This window comes from Pseudomonas sp. WS 5079 (genome assembly GCF_012985465.1).
GTDB lineage: Bacteria > Pseudomonadota > Gammaproteobacteria > Pseudomonadales > Pseudomonadaceae > Aquipseudomonas.
In genome coordinates this window covers 115,980-133,098 of sequence record NZ_JAAQWN010000001.1, presented here as the reverse complement: position 1 = coordinate 133,098, position 17,119 = coordinate 115,980, and the positions used below count along the sequence as shown (strand labels likewise).

The 17,119-nt window shown below is 60.8% G+C and carries 14 protein-coding genes; 5 read left to right on the top strand and 9 right to left on the bottom strand.

All coding sequences use genetic code 11. The features are described 5' to 3' along the window. Positions 1-81: 81 nt before the first annotated feature. Both HBO05_RS00620 and HBO05_RS00615 read right to left on the bottom strand, forming a co-directional pair. The gene (locus tag HBO05_RS00620) at positions 82-465 is read right to left on the bottom strand and encodes a DUF1294 domain-containing protein (protein ID WP_169952859.1); all 384 of its coding nucleotides are present in this window, start codon (positions 463-465) and stop codon (positions 82-84) included. Further along, entirely contained in the window at positions 465-1,295 is an 831-nt protein-coding gene (locus tag HBO05_RS00615; RefSeq protein WP_169952464.1) for an undecaprenyl-diphosphate phosphatase, read from the bottom strand. Before HBO05_RS00615 ends, HBO05_RS00620 begins: the two co-directional genes overlap by 1 nt. A 250-nt stretch (positions 1,296-1,545) precedes the next feature. On the opposite strand from HBO05_RS00615, the gene HBO05_RS00610 reads away from it, so the two are divergent. From HBO05_RS00610 to HBO05_RS00600, 3 genes are all read left to right on the top strand, one after another. Next, positions 1,546-3,180 (top strand): methyl-accepting chemotaxis protein, encoded by a 1,635-nt coding sequence (locus HBO05_RS00610; RefSeq protein ID WP_170041491.1) that lies wholly within the window; start codon positions 1,546-1,548, stop codon positions 3,178-3,180. 104 nt (positions 3,181-3,284) lie between these two features. After that, positions 3,285-3,848 carry a nicotinamide riboside transporter PnuC gene (gene pnuC / locus HBO05_RS00605; RefSeq protein WP_169952469.1) on the top strand — a complete coding sequence of 188 codons (564 nt, stop codon included), beginning with the start codon at positions 3,285-3,287 and terminating at the stop codon, positions 3,846-3,848. Beyond that, on the top strand, positions 3,845-4,369 hold the full coding sequence (locus HBO05_RS00600) for an AAA family ATPase (protein ID WP_170041626.1): 525 nt from the start codon (positions 3,845-3,847) through the stop codon (positions 4,367-4,369). The genes pnuC and HBO05_RS00600 overlap by 4 nt, the downstream gene beginning before the upstream one ends. A 5-nt stretch (positions 4,370-4,374) precedes the next feature. On the opposite strand, the gene HBO05_RS00595 is transcribed toward HBO05_RS00600, so the two are convergent. Then, positions 4,375-6,663 (bottom strand): acylase, encoded by a 2,289-nt coding sequence (locus tag HBO05_RS00595; RefSeq protein ID WP_172311185.1) that lies wholly within the window; start codon positions 6,661-6,663, stop codon positions 4,375-4,377. Positions 6,664-6,915: 252 nt separating this feature from the next. On the opposite strand from HBO05_RS00595, the gene HBO05_RS00590 reads away from it, so the two are divergent. Beyond that, positions 6,916-7,296, top strand: a complete 381-nt coding sequence (locus HBO05_RS00590; RefSeq protein WP_169952473.1) for a fe2+ zn2+ uptake regulation protein — start codon at positions 6,916-6,918, stop codon at positions 7,294-7,296. A 1-nt stretch (position 7,297) separates the two neighbouring features. Here HBO05_RS00590 and HBO05_RS00585 read toward each other — a convergent pair whose 3' ends face one another. After that, positions 7,298-7,492, bottom strand: a complete 195-nt coding sequence (locus tag HBO05_RS00585; protein WP_057440092.1) for a hypothetical protein — start codon at positions 7,490-7,492, stop codon at positions 7,298-7,300. A 266-nt stretch (positions 7,493-7,758) separates the two neighbouring features. On the opposite strand from HBO05_RS00585, the gene HBO05_RS00580 reads away from it, so the two are divergent. Further along, positions 7,759-11,292: a membrane-targeted effector domain-containing toxin gene (locus tag HBO05_RS00580; protein ID WP_172311183.1), complete on the top strand. Its 3,534-nt coding sequence runs from the start codon at positions 7,759-7,761 to the stop codon at positions 11,290-11,292. 66 nt (positions 11,293-11,358) lie between these two features. Here HBO05_RS00580 and HBO05_RS00575 read toward each other — a convergent pair whose 3' ends face one another. The 5 genes from HBO05_RS00575 to HBO05_RS00555 are packed head-to-tail and all read right to left on the bottom strand — an operon-like array spanning position 11,359 to position 16,931. Beyond that, positions 11,359-12,132, bottom strand: coding sequence for an enoyl-CoA hydratase (locus HBO05_RS00575; protein WP_169952477.1), 774 nt, complete (start codon positions 12,130-12,132; stop codon positions 11,359-11,361). A gap of 14 nt (positions 12,133-12,146) precedes the next feature. Next, positions 12,147-13,274 (bottom strand): acyl-CoA dehydrogenase, encoded by a 1,128-nt coding sequence (locus HBO05_RS00570; RefSeq protein WP_115128144.1) that lies wholly within the window; start codon positions 13,272-13,274, stop codon positions 12,147-12,149. A gap of 9 nt (positions 13,275-13,283) precedes the next feature. Continuing rightward, entirely contained in the window at positions 13,284-14,477 is a 1,194-nt protein-coding gene (locus HBO05_RS00565) for an acetyl-CoA C-acyltransferase (RefSeq protein WP_172311181.1), read from the bottom strand. A gap of 12 nt (positions 14,478-14,489) precedes the next feature. Next, the gene (locus HBO05_RS00560) at positions 14,490-15,257 is read right to left on the bottom strand and encodes an SDR family NAD(P)-dependent oxidoreductase (protein WP_172311179.1); all 768 of its coding nucleotides are present in this window, start codon (positions 15,255-15,257) and stop codon (positions 14,490-14,492) included. 21 nt (positions 15,258-15,278) lie between these two features. Further along, positions 15,279-16,931, bottom strand: a complete 1,653-nt coding sequence (locus HBO05_RS00555; protein WP_169952483.1) for an AMP-binding protein — start codon at positions 16,929-16,931, stop codon at positions 15,279-15,281. Positions 16,932-17,119: the final 188 nt, after the last annotated feature.

Genomic DNA, 17,119 nt, shown 5'->3' with positions numbered 1-17,119 from the left:
GGTCGTCTTGCACACAACTTGATCATCGAGACATGCACATACCCCTGTGGGAGCGCAGCTTCGCTCCCAAGCCCCACACAGCTAGAAGACCGCCAGCAGCGTGCCACCCAGAAACAATTGATCGATCCAGAACACCTGGTGCAGCACCACGATCAACCAGAACACCACCTGATACGACACCTTGCGCGTCTTGTGGCGAAACACCTGCTGTGCCACCAACGCACCGGGCCAGCCACCGGCCAGCTCCATCGCGTGCAGGATCTTTTCCGGGGTGCGCCAGCTGTCGCTCTGGGCCTTGCGCTTGTCGCTCCAGTACAAGCAAAACGTCACCACACTGACCAGCCCATAGGCCGCCAGCGGGATCAGCGACACCCCGCGATACGCCAGCAGTGCCGCGCCAAACAACGGCACGGCACACAACAGCACAAACACCAGGGCCTTGAAGCGCGGATGCTGGATGGTCATCACGCCTTGGCCGCCGCCCAGTCAATCCAGCCGAACTGCCAGGTGGCCAGGATCAGCAAGCCGAACGCAATGCGGTACCAGGCAAACACTGCGTAGCTGTGGCTGGCGATGAACTTGAGCAGACCGCGCACCGCAATCATCGCGAAGATGAACGAGACCACAAAGCCGAGGGCGAACACCGGCAGGTCCGCAGGCTGGAACAGCTCACGGTACTTGTAGCCCGAATACACCGCCGCGCCGACCATGGTTGGCATTGCCAGGAAGAACGAGAACTCGGTCGCCGTCTTGCGCGACAGGCCGAACAGCAGGCCGCCGATGATGGTCGAACCGGAACGCGACGTGCCCGGAATCATCGCCAGGCACTGGGCAAAGCCGACTTTCAAGGCGTCTTTCCAGGTGATGTCATCGACGGTTTCGGCATGGATGACATGCTCGCGGCGCTCGGCCCACAACATGATCACCCCACCGATCACCAGCGCAGTGGCCACGGTGATCGGGTTGAACAGGTATTCGTGGATCAGGTCGGCAAAAATCACCCCCAGCACCACCGCCGGCAGGAAGGCGATCAGCAGGTTGATGGTAAAACGCTGGGCGTTGCGCTGGGTCGGCAGGCCGGTCACCACGTCAAGGATCTTGCGCCGGAACTCCCAGACCACCGCCAGGATGGCGCCCAGTTGAATGATGATGTTGAACGCCATGGCGCGTTCGCCACCGAAGTCGAGCAAATCGGCGACGATAATCTGGTGCCCGGTACTGGAGATCGGCAAGAACTCCGTCAGCCCTTCGACAATGCCAAGTATCAGTGCCTGAAAGGCGGTCCAAAGATCCATTATTCCCCCAAAAGGTCATGCGACGGCATGCCTCGTTGATATTTTCTAGGTGTTCACTAACGATGAGCACGCTGCAAGGCCGCGCGCAGGATCAAGGCTGAACTGCAAAAATTCTGTGAAAAATCAGGCAGCACTCAGGTTTTTTGATTCCGGGCCGAAAGCCTATCAGACAAGCCCGGATTTCGCTTCGCGTTATCACTGGCTGATCAACGCAGCACCGAAAATTATAAGAACGCGGAGTGACAAGACTATGAATAGTTTGCGCAATATGTCGATCAGCCGGCGCCTCTGGATGATCCTGATAGTCGCCGTGTTGATGTTGCTGACCCTGGGTTTGCTGATGCTCAAGCAGATCCACGACGACCTCTACCAGGCCAAGAGCCAGCAGACCCAGCATGTGGTACAGACCGCCAGCGGGATTCTGAATTTTTATCACAGCCTCGAAACCACCGGCGTACTGACCCGCGAAGCCGCGCAGAAGCAAGCCCTGAGCGTGGTGCGCGGGCTGCGCTATGACCAGGATGACTATTTCTGGATCAATGACCTGACGCCGGTGATGATCATGCACCCGGCCAACCCCAAGCTTGACGGCCAGAACCTCTCGGCCATCCGTGATCCGGACGGTTTTGCGGTGTTCAACGAATTCGTCACCCTGGCCAAGGCCAAGGGCGCCGGCATGGTCGATTACCGTTGGCCGAAACCTGGCGCGGCTGAGCCCGTGGCCAAGACCTCTTATATCCAGTTGTTCGAACCCTGGGGCTGGATCATCGGCTCCGGCGTCTATGTAGATGATGTGCAGGCACAGTTCCGTGGCCAGGTGTGGGAAGCCTCGCTGATCGGCCTGGGCATTGCGCTGATCATGGCCCTGCTGGTGGTGCTGATTGCCCGCAGCATCGTGCGCCCGCTGCAAGAAGCGGTGCATGCCATGGCCAACATCGCCAGCGGTGAAAGCGACCTGACCCGCAGCCTCGACACCCATGGCCAGGACGAGGTCACGCAACTGTCGCGGCACTTCAACACCTTCACTGCCAAGCTGCGCCAGGTGGTCAGCCAGTTGCAGGTGTGCGCCAATGCCCTGGGCCAGTCGTCCGCCGAACTGGGCAGCAACGCCAGCCAGGCCCATGACCGCAGCCAGCAGCAGTCCCAGCAGATGGAGTTGGTGGCCACCGCTATTAACGAAGTGACCTACGGCGTGCAGGACGTGGCCAAGAATGCCGAACACGCCGCCAGCGAAATGCGCGATGCCCAGACCCAGGCCGAACAGGGCCAGGTCAATATCGACGGCAGCCTGCAACAGATCGACGCGCTGTCCGGCACCATCAGCCAGGCGGTGGAAGTGATCCGCACCCTGTCCACCGAAAGCACGCAGATTGGCGGGGTGCTGGAGGTGATTCGCTCGATTGCCGACCAGACCAACCTGCTGGCCCTCAACGCCGCCATCGAAGCCGCCCGCGCTGGCGAACAGGGCCGTGGTTTTGCCGTGGTTGCCGATGAGGTGCGCCTGCTGGCCCAGCGTACGCAAAAGTCCACCGCCGAAATCCAGAGCATGATCGAACGCCTGCAAGGGCATTCCGAAGCAGCGGTCAAGGTGATCAGCGACAGCCACCAGGCCTCGCAACTGACCATCGAACAAGCCGGCCAGGCGGGCGCCAGCCTGAATGCCATCGGCCAGGCCCTGCGCAACCTCAACGGCCTCAACGCCTCGATTGCCAGCGCAACCCTGCAACAGGCCCATGTGGTGGAAGACATCAACCAGAACGTGACCCAGGCGGCCGGCCTGTCCCACAGCACTGCGCTGGCAGCCCAGCAGTCGAGTGTGGCCAGCGTGCACCTGAAGGATTTGAGCGAAGAGCTCAACGGCCTGCTGCGCCAGTTCAAGGTCTAACGCCCACTGTGTAGGGGCTGGCTTGCCAGCGCCTACAGGGGTTCTGCATTTGCCTGGGAGGTTGGGTACAATCGCCCTCCTCTTCGACTCTTCCAAGGAATCCCATGTCCGGGCTTGAACTGTTTGCCGCCGCGCTGGGGGTGATTGCCGTCTGGCTGACGGTCAAGCAGAACCCATGGTGCTGGCCGATCGGCCTGGTCATGGTGCTGCTGTACACCTGGGTGTTCTTCGAAGTGAAGCTGTATTCGGACATGCTGCTGCAAGTGGTCTACGCCGGCCTGCAAGTCTACGGTTGGTGGCAGTGGACCCGCGCCGGCGAGGTCAAGCAAGGGCGCCAGGTCACCCGTCTTGGCGGCCAGGCCATCCTCCTGAGCCTGACCATTGGCGCCGTGGGCAGCCTGTTGCTGGGCGCCGCCATGGCCCACTGGACCGATGCCGCGCAACCGTGGCTGGATGCCGCCCTGACCGGTTTCAGCCTGGTGGCGCAGATGTGGATGGCGCAAAAACGCGTGCAATGCTGGGCGCTGTGGATTGTGGTCGATGTGATTTTTGTCGGCCTGTTTGTCTACAAAGGGCTGTACCTGACAGCCGCGCTCTACGCCTTGTTCACCGTGATTGCCGTGCAAGGCTGGCGCGAATGGCGCGCCGACCCGGCGTTGCGCACATGAAGGTGCTGGTGATGGCAGGCCCCGAGTCCAGCGGTAAGAGCTGGCTGGCCGAGCAGCTGCAAGCGCATTTCGGCGCGGTGCTGGTGGGCGAATATGTGCGCTATTTCATCGACCATTACCAGCGAGACACGACCCTGGCCGACATCCCGGACATCGCCCGTGGCCAACTGGCCTGGGAAGATGCCGGCCGCGCCCGGCAGCCGCAACTGTTGATCCTCGACACCCACTTGCTGACCAACAAGCTCTGGAGCCTGACCCTGTTTGGCGATGCCCCGGCATGGCTCGATGAGGCGCTGCTGGCCCGCCACTACGACCTGCACCTGCTGCTGTCGCCCGAAGGCATTGGCTGGACCGCCGATGGCCAGCGCTGCCAGCCGGACCTGGCTGACCGCCAGGCCTTCTTCCAGGCCAGCCGCGACTGGCTGGAGCAGCATCACCAGCCCTTCAAGGTGATTGGCGGGGATTGGCAGGCGCGGCATGACCAGGCCTTTGCCGCCGTGACGCGCCTGCTCGCCGACTAAATCCCCTACTCGTGGATCACCTGCCGTTGATACTGCGGATCAGCCTTGATCTGCTGCTCGGTAAACGGCAACGGGCTGAGCTTTTTCGCGGAGAACGCCTGGGTCTGATCCTTGAAGTGGGGCGACGCCGGATCGCTGGACAGCGAGAACGCCAACACGCCTTCGGCCTTGGGCCCCTGGTCGTCGAAAGTGACAATCTGCAAGTAACTGCTGCCGCTGACCACCTCGCGCTTGCCATCTGCCCTCGGCACGCTTTGCATGGCGTTGTAGATGCCCAGCTCCTGCGGCCCACCATGCATCGGCGTGCTGCCCGAGACCTGGATATCGCCCCAGCGCGCGCCCTCCTGCAAGCCCGACTCGCTCACTTGGGCGATTGACGCCAGCATCGCCTCACGCAATGCCTTGGTCACCTGCGGCTGTTCGATGAGCAAGCCGCGTGGGGTGGTTTGCGCGTGATCCGGGTCGAACGCAACGCGCCACACATCCGGCACTTGCTGCATGTGCTCCATGACCTGGATGAAATGCACCAGGCCCAGGCCGCTGTCGAGGTTGGCTTTCTGGTCCCAGTCCTTGAGGCGGGTGCACAGAGGTTTCAGGGGTTCATCCGTCTGTTGCGCGCAGAACTTGAGCAAATCCGGCATCACCTGGCCGGCCAGGTACACCTGGTTGTCCAGCACCATATGTTGCAGGTCGGCGATGGTGATCGGCTGTTTGTCCAGGTCCTGCAAGCGCTGCAAGGCAAAACGCGAACGGGCGCCCAGGGCTATGTGATCCTGGCTGATCACCGGCGAGAAGCCGGCCAGCGGCGCCTTGGGGTTGGCCATCCAGGCCGAATCATTGGAGTGCTGTACGTAATCCCGGCGTTCCAGCTGCGGCAGTTGATCAGCGGCGAAGATCCCCGGCTGCGCCGCGCGCGGGTCGATATCCCAGGCGCAGGCACTGTGGGCACCGTCGAGCATGATCATCTGCAGGCCGGCACGCGGGTCGCTGCATTGCTCGAGTTTTTTTGCACTGACGTTCGGCACCACCGACAGGTTCATGTACAGGCTCTGCCCCTGATCGTCCGCTGCCAGGGTGTTGACCCAGGGAATGCCTTGCAGGCGGTGTACCGAGACTTGCAAGTCCTTGAGGCTGCGAGCCTGGTTCATCGCGTACCACTGCTGCAGTACGCGGTCATTACCCAGGTTGGCATCACGCAGGCTGAAAGCGTATTGCCCGTTCCAGTCGAGCTTGCCCGGCCATTGCACCACCGGCCCGAACTGCGAACTGTAGACCGTCTGGGTGTGGGGCTCGGCGCCCTTGACCTGCACGGTCACCTGGGTTTTCTGCAGGGGGATCGACTTGCCGTCAAGCAAGTAGCGGGTCGGGTCCTTCGGGTCGAGGGTCAGGCGATACAGGGTGAAATGTTTGGATGTGTCCACCGTATGGGTCCAGGCCACATGCTGGTTGAAGCCGATATTGACCACCGGCAGGCCCGGCAAGGCGGCGCCCATTACATCCAACTGGCCAGGGATGGTCAGGTGCATCTGATAAAAGCGCATGCCGCCGATCCATGGAAAGTGCGGATTGGCCAATAACATGCCGCGCCCATTGAACGAGCGCTCGCTGCCCACCGCCACGGCGTTGCTGCCGCGATCCAGGGCAAAGCGCTGCTGCTTCAAGGTGGCGACCTCAAACCCTCGCGCATTGCCCTGCACCGCCACGCCTGGCTGGGGCGGTGTCGCCCCCGCCAAGGCCTCGGCAAATTGCCCCACGCCACCTTCCACCAACAACCTGCGGGTCAGCTTGACCAGGTCATTGGTAGTGATTGGCCGCACCCAGGCGCCCTGGCACTGCATCGGCCGGTCCTTTGTCCCGCGTTCTTGCAGGTAACGGTTGTACCCCGCCACATAACCTGCAAGACGCTGCTGCATCTGCGGGGTCTGAGCCTTCCAGAATGCCGTCACTGCTTCGGGCGTATTGAGCCAAGTAAAGAACACATCGCTGGTCAGGTTGTTGCGCTCTTCCAGGGTCGCCTGCTCGGCACCGAAGTAGCGAGCGCGCTGGCCATTGACCGTCACCACTTCGTTGGCCAACAGGCACAGGTTGTCCTGCGCGTAGGCATAGCCGATGCCATACCCCAGGCCTCGCTCATCGTTGGCGCGGATATGCGGGATACCAAACCCGGTGCGGCGGATATCGGCGCTCAGCGCACCCGCCTGCACGTCGCTCACCTGGCGGGCCGTCGCACACAGGCTCACCCCCAGCAACACACCCGCCACGCAAACCCTGGACAACCCGTTGGAAATAATCACGCAGACCCCATCATCAAGCCAAATTGAACGCCCAAGGCGGGGCCGACTCGCCAATGCCAGCCCATGGATAGAGACGTAGAAATCCGCAGAAATTTAGGCCGCGCGCGGCTTATTTACCGGCGCCAGGAATGTGACAGACGTGATACTGACAAAATTTATACAGGTTGGACTTCATGATTTGCGCGACTCATACGTCTTATTAACTAAGAGCACCATCATTTTCCTGATCAGGCTCTGATAAGGAGTTTTTGCATGTACAACCCGCAACTGCCCACGGACGGACATTTTATGGCACACGACGCCGCTTTCGGCGCGGATACCCAAGCCTTCGCCAAGGCAACCGAGCATCAAGGCAACCAACGCATCCGGCATCTGCTCAAGTGTTTTGGGTTGCGCACCAGCCTGATCCGGCTGAAAGTCATCGACGCCCTGCTCACGGCAGCCGACAACGGCCGCTCGCTGGGGGTACGGGGCGTGCACAGCCATTTGCTGGAACTGGGCATCCCGTTATCGTTTCTCAGTGTGCGCGAGGTGCTCAAGCGCCTGTGCAGCGAGGGCTTGATCACCCTCAACAGCGATAAAAGCTACAGCCTCCATGAAGAGGCTGTGAAGGTCCTGGATTCCGGTGCCTGACTTACAGGTTGGGCTTGACCTTGCGGCGCATGATGCCGTTGATCACCACCACAATCACTGCCACGGCAATGGCGATGTACTGGAACGTCTTCTCACTGATGGCGCCGATGTTCTGCAAATAGGACAGGCCAAACATCGTGCCGAGGACGACCAGGGAAATTAGAATCGAGTAAATCAAGCGTTGCTTCTGGGTCATGACGGGTTCCTGAAACCTGAAAGTTGTATCCACTGTTTATCGCAAGCCATGCCAAGGGCATACCCTATTTCGGGGATGACTCAGGGTGGGCGTGAATTCATGTTACAGGCGATCAGCCACTTTGGCTTGTCTTGCACCCGATCACCTGCCAGTTATCTCTGTTGACAATTCACCGTGGGATAAATCGGACTAGCTTCGCCACTTAGCCTGGGAAAACTGAAGGCCTGAATGCTTTCAGAAGTGTCGTCCCACACAGGTGAACCGCGATGCCCCCAATTGCAGTAATACCTTTCACTCCAGGTTTTGCGACAAACGGAATATCCCCTTCCCCCAGGGCGCTCCAGGCAGCGGTTGAGCCATCAACCGTCGTGCACAACACGCCACCTACCCAGGCAGAAACCCGCAGCCCCGACCTGAAGCGGGCCCTTGGGGACCAGCGTAACTGGCAATCCCTGACGCAGCTTCTTGACCAGGCGGCCCAAGGCCTGGCACCCGAAGCCGACGCGCAAGCCGTGGCGTCAGCGTTGGCCGGGGTGACGTTTACCCCTGACGTCGACTCTTCGTATGTTCAGCAACAACCTTCCCGGGATACAACCACCGTCGACCTTGAACGGTTCTTGATAAAGAGCGACGTCAGACTGCCGCGTACCCGAACCGAATTATCGGACCTGGCTAAAGCTATGACAATTCAGGCGTTGCAGCCGCCATACGGCAATTACGGTGGTGGACTGTCCTGGCCTTTACCCCTGAGCGTTTCGCAACAGCAGTCTGTCCTTACGCTCTTCACGACCAACTCGGCAGGCTTATCAGACCTCCCCTTGATAGACCATCGCGCCGGGCCGCTGGGTTATCTTGCCGACGCCGTGCCGTTGTCCGGGGCCGAACTCCAGGACCCCGGCCAGGCGCTGGAAAAACTTATCCAGTCACCCCGCGGGCAAGCGCTGGGGCAGGCAATCCAAACTCATCTTAACGGTGTCCAGACACCAAGCAGCACCCGCGACTACGTGTTGACAGCAATCAACCTGGGGCTCGATTCAGAATCCATCAGCCACCCCCAGAGAAATACAGTCGCAGGCTTTGACCTCGCCCAGGAGCAACATTGGGGCAAGTCGCCCTCCTCTATTGTCAACGCCCTGCGCAACCATCTGGTCACGACCGGCAAGGCCACCATGGCGACCGCTCAACTGGGAGCGCATCTGTTGCTGGCGCGTCTTGCACCTCAGTTCCTGGTCAAGGATATCCCTGACAAAGTGACCTATGGCAGCCAGTCCTGGGCCAGCTTTCACCTGGCGGTGGCAAAGATAGAAGCCAGCACACCAGGCGTTACGCCACAGATGAGTTACGCCCAGGTCATGAGCGTCGCCGATGCCAGCGATGCATCTGTTTACGATGCAACCCAAACGGCTGTGTTAATTGACTGGGCGGTTGCCAACGGCGTTCTCGATAAAAAAGATGACAGCCTTTACAGCAGCGCTGAAATCGAACGCGCCCGCAGCGACTTCAACCAGCAACTGGATGAGCGGGCAACTGCTTCGAGCCAGCTGCGCACGCCAATACCCGACCTGAAGCAAATCGCGCTGGCCAAACTTGAGCAACAATTTGGCAAAGGCATTCCCTTCGAAGAAAAATGCATCAAGGCTGATTATTACTTTCGCAGCGCCAAGATTCATCAGGGCACCTACTCGATGCTGGACATCGCGATGATGGACCATCACGACGTTCCCAAATGGAAAACGACGGACAGTCGTATCCCGATCGACAGCCTTAACGCGCGCGAGAAAGTCAACGTATTCGACAGTTTCAAAACAGCATTCGACGACACTATCAGCATACAAAAACAAGGCATTAAAACCGCGATAAAACACATGATTGCCCAGTTACCGTTAGCCGATCGTAAAAACCTTGAGTCGGGGGAGATCCACTTCTATCAAGAAAGGACGTATACCATCGCGACGGATTTTTTTTCGCCGCCCGCCCTCACTTCAAAAAGCAAAAAAATGCTGATCAAAGTCGGACGCGATAACCCTCCAATCGTGTATGAAGTTGATCTGGCAAAAGGTGCTATCGCCCGGGGAAAACTGTCGCTGACAGAGTTCCGTAACGCCAACAGGCTCCATAGAACAGAGGAGTTCAACATCGGCGATGCCGAACGCCCAGCGCGGTTGGACGCAACTCCCGGCAGTGCGTTGCCACCACAGAGTTTTTCCAGCGTCAGGACGCAGGATATCGCCGATGCGTTTGTCGAGGCCTTTGACCTGGATAACGCAGACGTGCTCAAACAGGCGCGGGGGGTCACCACCTTTGACGAGGAGCAAGCCTCGCGAGACAAGGTCAATGAATTGCTGTTGAACCTGATTCCGCTGAGATCGGCCATTGTCAACTTTCAACAGGGCAACTACGCCGACGGCGTGATGGATTTGGGGCTGGACCTGCTGGGTTTTCTGACCGCAGGCGCGGCAACGTCTGCCAGGGCAGGGAAAGTGGTATCGACGGCAACGTCCAGCACGGCCAAGGCACTGGGACTGGCAAGAGCGATTGGCGTCAGCGCTATCGAGGCCCTGAACCCTCTGAGCGGCGTAGGAGACTTGCTGATGGGCACAGCGCGACTCGCCAAAACGGGCGCCAAGGGAGCAGCCCATAAGATACAAGCGCTGCGGGGCAGCGCAGACAGCTATGACTTGGTGGCCGCCAGCCAAAAATACGACGCTGCAGCAACAGGCACATTCAAGTACGCCGACCAATCCGGCGACACGCTCGCGGTGCAGCAACAGGGCAAATGGTACGCCTACGATGAAGGTGCCCAACAGGCCTATGGCAGCCCTCTTGAAGATTTCACCCCCTTGAACACGTTGATGCCAGTCAATCGTGATTGGCTCACCCTGCATCATCCACACTCTCGGCGCTACAACCCGCTGCAACGAATCTGGCGCAAGGTCTACCCAGCGGCCCCACCACCGCCGCCAAAAGCACTACCCACTGGGGATTACGCACTCAGCATGAAGGGAAAATGGCAGGGTGAGCACTTCTCAAGCCAAAATGCGTTAGTCGATACCGCGTTGAAATTTGAGAGCGATATGCATGCCTACTTCAACTCGGCAAATGCAGGCAACATCCCACCACGGCCTGCGATTCCATCTATCCCCACCCCCGTTCCATCATCAGAGGTAATCACCAAAGGATTACAGGCATCCGATGGCCTGGTGTTTGGAGAGAACCATGGAGAAAGGGCCAGCTTCCAACTCCTCTACGACAACATGGATTTATTCGTTCGGCAAAAAGTAAAAAGGGTCTATATCGAAGGCGTGGCGGATTACCCTTCAGGCATCAGGGACGACGGTATTGGCTGGCTTGGGGATACAAACCAGAAACGCACCCAACCGAACTTTGAAGAACTTAAACGCAAGTTCGAAGAAAATGGCATAGAGGTGCTTCCTCTGGACCATGTCTATTTAACACAACGATATAACCCAACACTCTCCACAAAAGAATACAGCGTTGCTGATGCCAAGGAGCGGCTCGAACGATTCAACTATTACGCCGCACAAACCATCAAGGCAACCAGCGGCGGTGAGAAGTGGATCGCCTTGGTCGGCCGGTTCCATACAAATACCCAGTTGGGGGTGCCCGGCATGGCTGAATTGACTGGAGGCCTGAGCATCGGCATTTTTCCAAAAAAAATGACCGGTCCCAGCGATGGATTGACCAATACGTTTGTTGTGCCACCGGGCCACGTACCGGGTCCGACGACTCCGATGGGAGACCTGACAATCTCGTTTCAGGTCAGGCACCCCCAGCCTTGATCAGCATATAGATATGAAACACAGGTCCTACGCCGGACCTGTATTTCAGATGATTCTACCCGCGCATTACTTGTCCTTGAACTCTGGAGTGCGCTTGGCCACGAACGCGGCCATGCCTTCCTTCTGATCCTGAGTGGCAAAGGCTGCGTGGAACACCCGGCGCTCAAAACGCACACCTTCCGAAAGGCTGACTTCAAAAGCGCGGTTCACGCTTTCCTTGACCATCATGCTGATCGGTACCGATTTGCTGGCGATCAGCGCCGCAACCTTGAGCGCCTCGTCCAGCAGTTCGTCCGCCGGCACAATCCGCGCGACGATGCCGCAACGCTCGGCCTCCACCGCATCGATAAAACGCCCGGTCAGGCACATTTCCATGGCCTTGGCCTTGCCCACCGCACGGGTCAGGCGCTGGGTGCCGCCCATGCCCGGCAGGACGCCGAGGTTGACTTCCGGCTGGCCGAACTTGGCCGTATCGCCGGCCAGGATAAAGTCGCACATCAACGCCAGTTCGCAGCCGCCACCCAGGGCAAAACCGTTGACCGCCGCGATGATCGGCTTGCGGCGGTTGGCCACACGGTCGCTGTCGCTGAACAGGTCGTCGAGGTAGATCTGCGGGTAGGTCAGCTCGGCCATTTCCTTGATATCGGCGCCAGCGGCAAAGGCTTTCTTGGAGCCGGTCAACACGATGCAGCCGATCTCGGGATTGGCTTCCAGGCTGTCCAGGGCCTGGTTCACTTCGCTGACCAATTGCGCGTTCAAGGCATTCAGCGCCTGGGGGCGATTGAGGGTAATCAGCCCGACACGGCCTTGAACGTCGAGCAAAATGGTTTCATAACTCATTGATCCGTTCCTCTTCAAAGATTGCGCGAAATGACCATGCGCTGAATATCACTGGTGCCTTCATAAATCTGGCAGACCCGCACATCACGGTAGATCCGCTCCAGCGGGAAGTCGCTCAGGTAACCGTATCCGCCCAGGGTTTGCAAGGCGGCAGAACAGACTTTCTCAGCCATTTCCGAGGCAAACAGCTTGGCCATGGACGCCTCCACCAGCGCAGGCTTGCCGCTGTCGCGCAGGGCGGCGGCGTAGTGCACCATCTGCCGGGCCACGGCGATCTGGGTGGCCATGTCCGCCAGGCGAAACGCCACGGCCTGATGCTCGATCAGCGGCTTGCCGAAGCTTTCCCGCTCGCGGGCGTAATCACGGGCCGCTTCAAACGCGGCGCGGGCCATGCCCACCGATTGCGAGGCAATGCCCACGCGACCGCCCTCAAGGTTAGCCAGGGCGATTTTGTAGCCTTCGCCCTCCTCGCCCAGGCGGTTGGCGACCGGCACCTTCACATCCTCAAACAGAATCTGGCAGGTGTCGGATGCATGCTGGCCAAGCTTGTCCTCGACCCGCGCGACGGTGTAGCCAGGCGAGTCGGTGGGCACGATAAACGCGCTGATCCCACGCTTGCCGGCCGCAGGATCGGTCACGGCAAACACAATCACCACCCCGGCGTTCTGCCCGGAGGTGATGAACTGTTTGCAGCCATTGAGCACGTAGTGATCGCCCTCCAGGCGCGCGCGGGTCTTCAGGCTGCTGGCATCGGACCCGGCCTGGGGCTCGGTCAGGGCAAACGCACCGAGCATCGCGCCGCTGGCCAGGGGCTTGAGGAATTGCTCTTTCTGCTGGTCATTGCCGAACTTGAGGATGGGCACGCAGCCCACCGAATTGTGCACGCTCATGATGGTCGAGCAGGCGCCATCACCGGCCGCAACCTCTTCCAGGGCCATGGCATAGGCCAGGTACCCAGTGTCGCAGCCGCCCCACTGTTCCGGCACGAGCATGCCGAAAAAGCCCAGCTCGGCCATCTCAGCGATAGCCTCCCTGGGGAAGCGATGCTCGCGGTCCCACTCGGCAGCGAAAGGTTTGAGCCGCTCCTGGGCGAATTGCCGGGCCGCGTCGCTGATTTGCAGTTGTTCGTCATTGGGCAACATATAGCTTCCTTAATCCAGGCACTCGACGGCCATGGCCGTGGCTTCACCGCCGCCGATGCAGATGGCGGCAACGCCGCGCTTGAGGCCCCGCTGGCGCAGCGCCGAAAGCAGGGTCACGAGGATCCGCGCACCGGATGCGCCAATCGGATGCCCCAGGGCGCACGCGCCACCGTGGACGTTGACCTTGTCGTGGGGGATTTCCAGCTTGCTCATGGTCACCAGGCTGACCACGGCAAAGGCCTCGTTGATCTCGAACAGGTCGACGTCACCCAGGCTCCAGCCGGTCTTGCTCATCAGCTTGCGAATCGCCCCCACTGGCGCCACCGGGAACAGCCCCGGCTCATCGGCAAAGGCCGCGTGGCCGTGGATCACTGCCAGGGGCTTGAGCCCGCGCTTTTGCGCTTCGGACTGGCGCATCAAAAGCAAAGCCGCCGCACCGTCGGAGATCGAGCTGGAGTTGGCCGCCGTCACCGTGCCGCCTTCGCGGAACGCCGGCTTCAAGGTGGCGATCTTGTCCAGGCGCGCCTTGGGCGGCTGCTCGTCGTCAGTGATGGTCTTTTGTTCCTTGCCCACGGTGACCTGCACCGGGACGATCTCGGCGCTGAAGCGCCCGGCACTGATCGCCTGCTGCGCGCGGGTCAGCGAGGCAATGGCAAAGGCATCCTGGGCTTCGCGAGTAAAGCCATTGGCTTCGGCACAATCCTCGGCAAAGGTGCCCATCAGGCGGCCCTTGTCATAGGCGTCTTCGAGGCCATCGAGGAACATATGGTCCAGGACCCGGCCATGGCCCATGCGGTAGCCGCTGCGCGCACGGTCCAGCAGGTAAGGCGCGTTGGACATGCTCTCCATGCCGCCTGCAATCACCACCTGCACGCTGCCGGCCAGCAGCGAGTCATGGGCGAGAATCGTCGCTTGCATGCCCGAACCGCACATCTTGTTGAGGGTGGTACAACGTGTCGATTTATCCAGGCCGGCCCCCAGCGCCGCCTGGCGTGCCGGCGCCTGGCCGAGACCTGCGGGCAGCACGCAACCGAACAGCACTTCATCCACGGCGTCGTGGGCGATACCGGCGCGCTCGACGGCGGCGCGAATCGCGGCGGCGCCCAGTTGCGGCGCGGTCAGGCCCTTGAGTTCGCCCTGGAAGCCGCCCATGGGTGTACGTACGGCGCTGACAATAACAATCGGGTCGTGGAGCTGAGTCATGACAAATCCTCCTTACTTGGCCGCCATGCGCAAGGCACCGTCAAGACGGATCACCTCGCCATTGAGCATGCTGTTTTCAATGATGTGCCGGACCAGCGCGGCGTACTCGGCCGGCTTGCCCAGGCGTGGCGGGAACGGCACACCGGCGGCCAGGGCATCGCGAACTTCCGGGGTCATGCCGGCCATCATCGGCGTTTCAAAGATGCCCGGGGCGATGGTCATCACGCGGATGCCGAAGCGCGCCAGTTCACGGGCGGCCGGCAGGGTCAGGCTGGCAATCGCGCCCTTGGACGCCGCATACGCAGCCTGGCCGACCTGCCCGTCGAAGGCCGCCACCGAAGCGGTGTTGATGATCACGCCGCGCTCACCGTCGGCATCGGCCGGGGTTTCGGCAATCGCCGCTGCCGCCAGGCGCAGCAGGTTGAAACTGCCGACCAGGTTGACGTTGATCACCTGGGCAAAGCTGGCCAACCCATGCGGGCCGTTCTTGCCGAGGATTTTCTCGCCACGCACCACGCCCGCGCAGTTGACCAACCCATGCAGGCCGCCAAACGCTGCAACCGTTGCTTGTACTGCCGCTTCGGCGGCGGCTTCCTGGCTGATATCCGCCACCACGCTGCGCGCCTGCGCGCCCAGCTTTGCAGCCTGGGCCGCCACGGCGTCGGCGTTCAGGTCCACCAGCATCACCTTGGCGCCCGCCGCCACCAGCATCTGGGCAGTGGCCGCGCCGAGGCCCGAAGCGCCACCGCTGACCATAAACACCTTGTTTTCAATCTGCATCATTGTTTCCTTGAAGAGGGATCAAGCCGTGGTCGCTGCCTGGACCTTGGCGATTTCCTGGTTACGCAAAATAAACCGTTGCAGCTTGCCGCTCGGGGTCTTGGGCAAGTCGCTGACAAATTCGATTTCCCGTGGGTAGGCGTGGGCCGCCAGGCGCTTGCGCACATGCTGGCGCAGTTCTTCGGCCAACTCGGCATCGGCGCGGTACTGGCTGTTGATCACCACGAAGGCCTTGACCAACTCGGTACGCTCGGCGTCCGGCTTGCCGACCACCGCGGCTTCGATCACTGCCGGGTGCTCGACCAAGGCGCTTTCCACATCGAACGGCCCCACGCGGTAGCCGGAAGTGGTGATCACATCGTCACTGCGCCCGACAAAACTGATGCTGCCATCGGGGTTCAACTCCACGGTGTCGCCGCTCAAGTAGTACTTGCCGACGAAGGCCTTGGTCTTGACCCCGTCGTAGCCTTCGAACCAGCACATGGGTGACTGCTCCCGGTCGATCGCCAGGATGCCCGGCTGGCCGGCTGGCAATTCCTGGTGGTTGTCGTCCAGCACCACGATGCGGTGCCCCGGCGAGGCAAAGCCGGCCGAGCCGACATGCACCGGGTGTTCCAGGCCGTGGTGGTTGCACAGGACCATGCCCAGTTCGGTCTGGCCGTAGTGGTCGTGGATAGTCACACCCAGGTTATCGGCAAACCAGCGGATCACTTCCGGGTTCAACGGCTCGCCAGCGCTGCTGACAATGCGCAACCGGCCCTTGATCGAGCGTGCGAACTGCTCGCCACCGGCAATCAGCAGGCGGTAGGCCGTGGGCGAGCCGGTCAGGTTGGTGATCCCGTATTTGTTGATGACCCGGCAGGTGCTTTCCAGGGTGAACGGGCCATCGTAGAAGGTGATCGGATGCCCCATGGACAGCGGCCCGGTCACACCGAAGTAGATGCCATAGGCCCAGCCCGGATCGGCGACGTTCCAGAACGCATCTTCGGGGCGCAGGTCCACCGCGTCACGGGTGTAGCTCTGGAACGCGACCAGGGCCTTGAGCGGCACGGCCAGGGCCTTCGACGGGCCGGTGGTGCCAGAGGTGAACATCAGCAGGAACGGATCGTCTGCGCCCAGCAACACCGGTTCGCACACATTCGAATAGTTGGGCAACTCGGCCCAGAAGCTGAAATCGCCGCGCACAATGCCTTCGCCCTTGGCGCCGGCCACGGTGACGATGGTCGGGCAGTCGGTGACTTCGGCCAGCTTGCTGCGGTTGACCGCGTCGGTCACCACCAGCGCCGCGCCGGAGCTGTTCAAGCGGTGTTCGATGGCCTTGGGGCCGAACGCGGTGAACAGCGGCTGGTAGACCGCGCCGATGCGCCAGGTGGCAAGCACCGTCACCAGCAATTCAGCAGTGCGCGGCAACAGGCCGGCCACCTTGTCGCCACGCTTGACGCCCTGGGCCAGGAGGAAGTTGGCCAAACGCGCGGCCTGATCTTGCAACTCGCTGAAGGTGACGGTGGCGCTGCGACCATCCTTGCCCTCCCAGAACAAGGCAATGCGCCCCGGCAGCACGTGCCGGTCACAGCATTCGACGCAGGCATTGAGCCCTTGCAGGTGGCCGGCCAGTGCGGCCTCGACGGTTTGCTGGTAGTTGAACTGGGTGGTCGCAGCCAAATAATCGCGCATCGTGGCAAATCCCTGTGTCTTTTGTTGTTTTGGGGGGCGTGCTTTTGCGGGGTGAAGCTGCGCAAATAGTGGCGCCAGAGCGGCGCATGGACAATGGTCAAAGCTTTCAATGTGGCTGACTGGTTTGGCCAATGGCGCCGTGGAACAAACCGTTGCGTCATAGAGGCCAACAATCAGCCGGTCAACCC

Excerpts from the sequence above, each read along its gene's own strand:
- HBO05_RS00620 (WP_169952859.1), bottom strand. The coding sequence starts at position 465 with ATGACCATCCAGCATCCGCGCTTCAAGGCCCTGGTGTTTGTGCTGTTG.
- HBO05_RS00615 (WP_169952464.1), bottom strand. The coding sequence starts at position 1,295 with ATGGATCTTTGGACCGCCTTTCAGGCACTGATACTTGGCATTGTCGAA.
- HBO05_RS00610 (WP_170041491.1), top strand. The coding sequence starts at position 1,546 with ATGAATAGTTTGCGCAATATGTCGATCAGCCGGCGCCTCTGGATGATC.
- pnuC (WP_169952469.1), top strand. The coding sequence starts at position 3,285 with ATGTCCGGGCTTGAACTGTTTGCCGCCGCGCTGGGGGTGATTGCCGTC.
- HBO05_RS00600 (WP_170041626.1), top strand. The coding sequence starts at position 3,845 with ATGAAGGTGCTGGTGATGGCAGGCCCCGAGTCCAGCGGTAAGAGCTGG.
- HBO05_RS00590 (WP_169952473.1), top strand. The coding sequence starts at position 6,916 with ATGTACAACCCGCAACTGCCCACGGACGGACATTTTATGGCACACGAC.
- HBO05_RS00585 (WP_057440092.1), bottom strand. The coding sequence starts at position 7,492 with ATGACCCAGAAGCAACGCTTGATTTACTCGATTCTAATTTCCCTGGTC.
- HBO05_RS00580 (WP_172311183.1), top strand. The coding sequence starts at position 7,759 with ATGCCCCCAATTGCAGTAATACCTTTCACTCCAGGTTTTGCGACAAAC.
- HBO05_RS00575 (WP_169952477.1), bottom strand. The coding sequence starts at position 12,132 with ATGAGTTATGAAACCATTTTGCTCGACGTTCAAGGCCGTGTCGGGCTG.
- HBO05_RS00570 (WP_115128144.1), bottom strand. The coding sequence starts at position 13,274 with ATGTTGCCCAATGACGAACAACTGCAAATCAGCGACGCGGCCCGGCAA.
- HBO05_RS00565 (WP_172311181.1), bottom strand. The coding sequence starts at position 14,477 with ATGACTCAGCTCCACGACCCGATTGTTATTGTCAGCGCCGTACGTACA.
- HBO05_RS00560 (WP_172311179.1), bottom strand. The coding sequence starts at position 15,257 with ATGCAGATTGAAAACAAGGTGTTTATGGTCAGCGGTGGCGCTTCGGGC.
- HBO05_RS00555 (WP_169952483.1), bottom strand. The coding sequence starts at position 16,931 with ATGCGCGATTATTTGGCTGCGACCACCCAGTTCAACTACCAGCAAACC.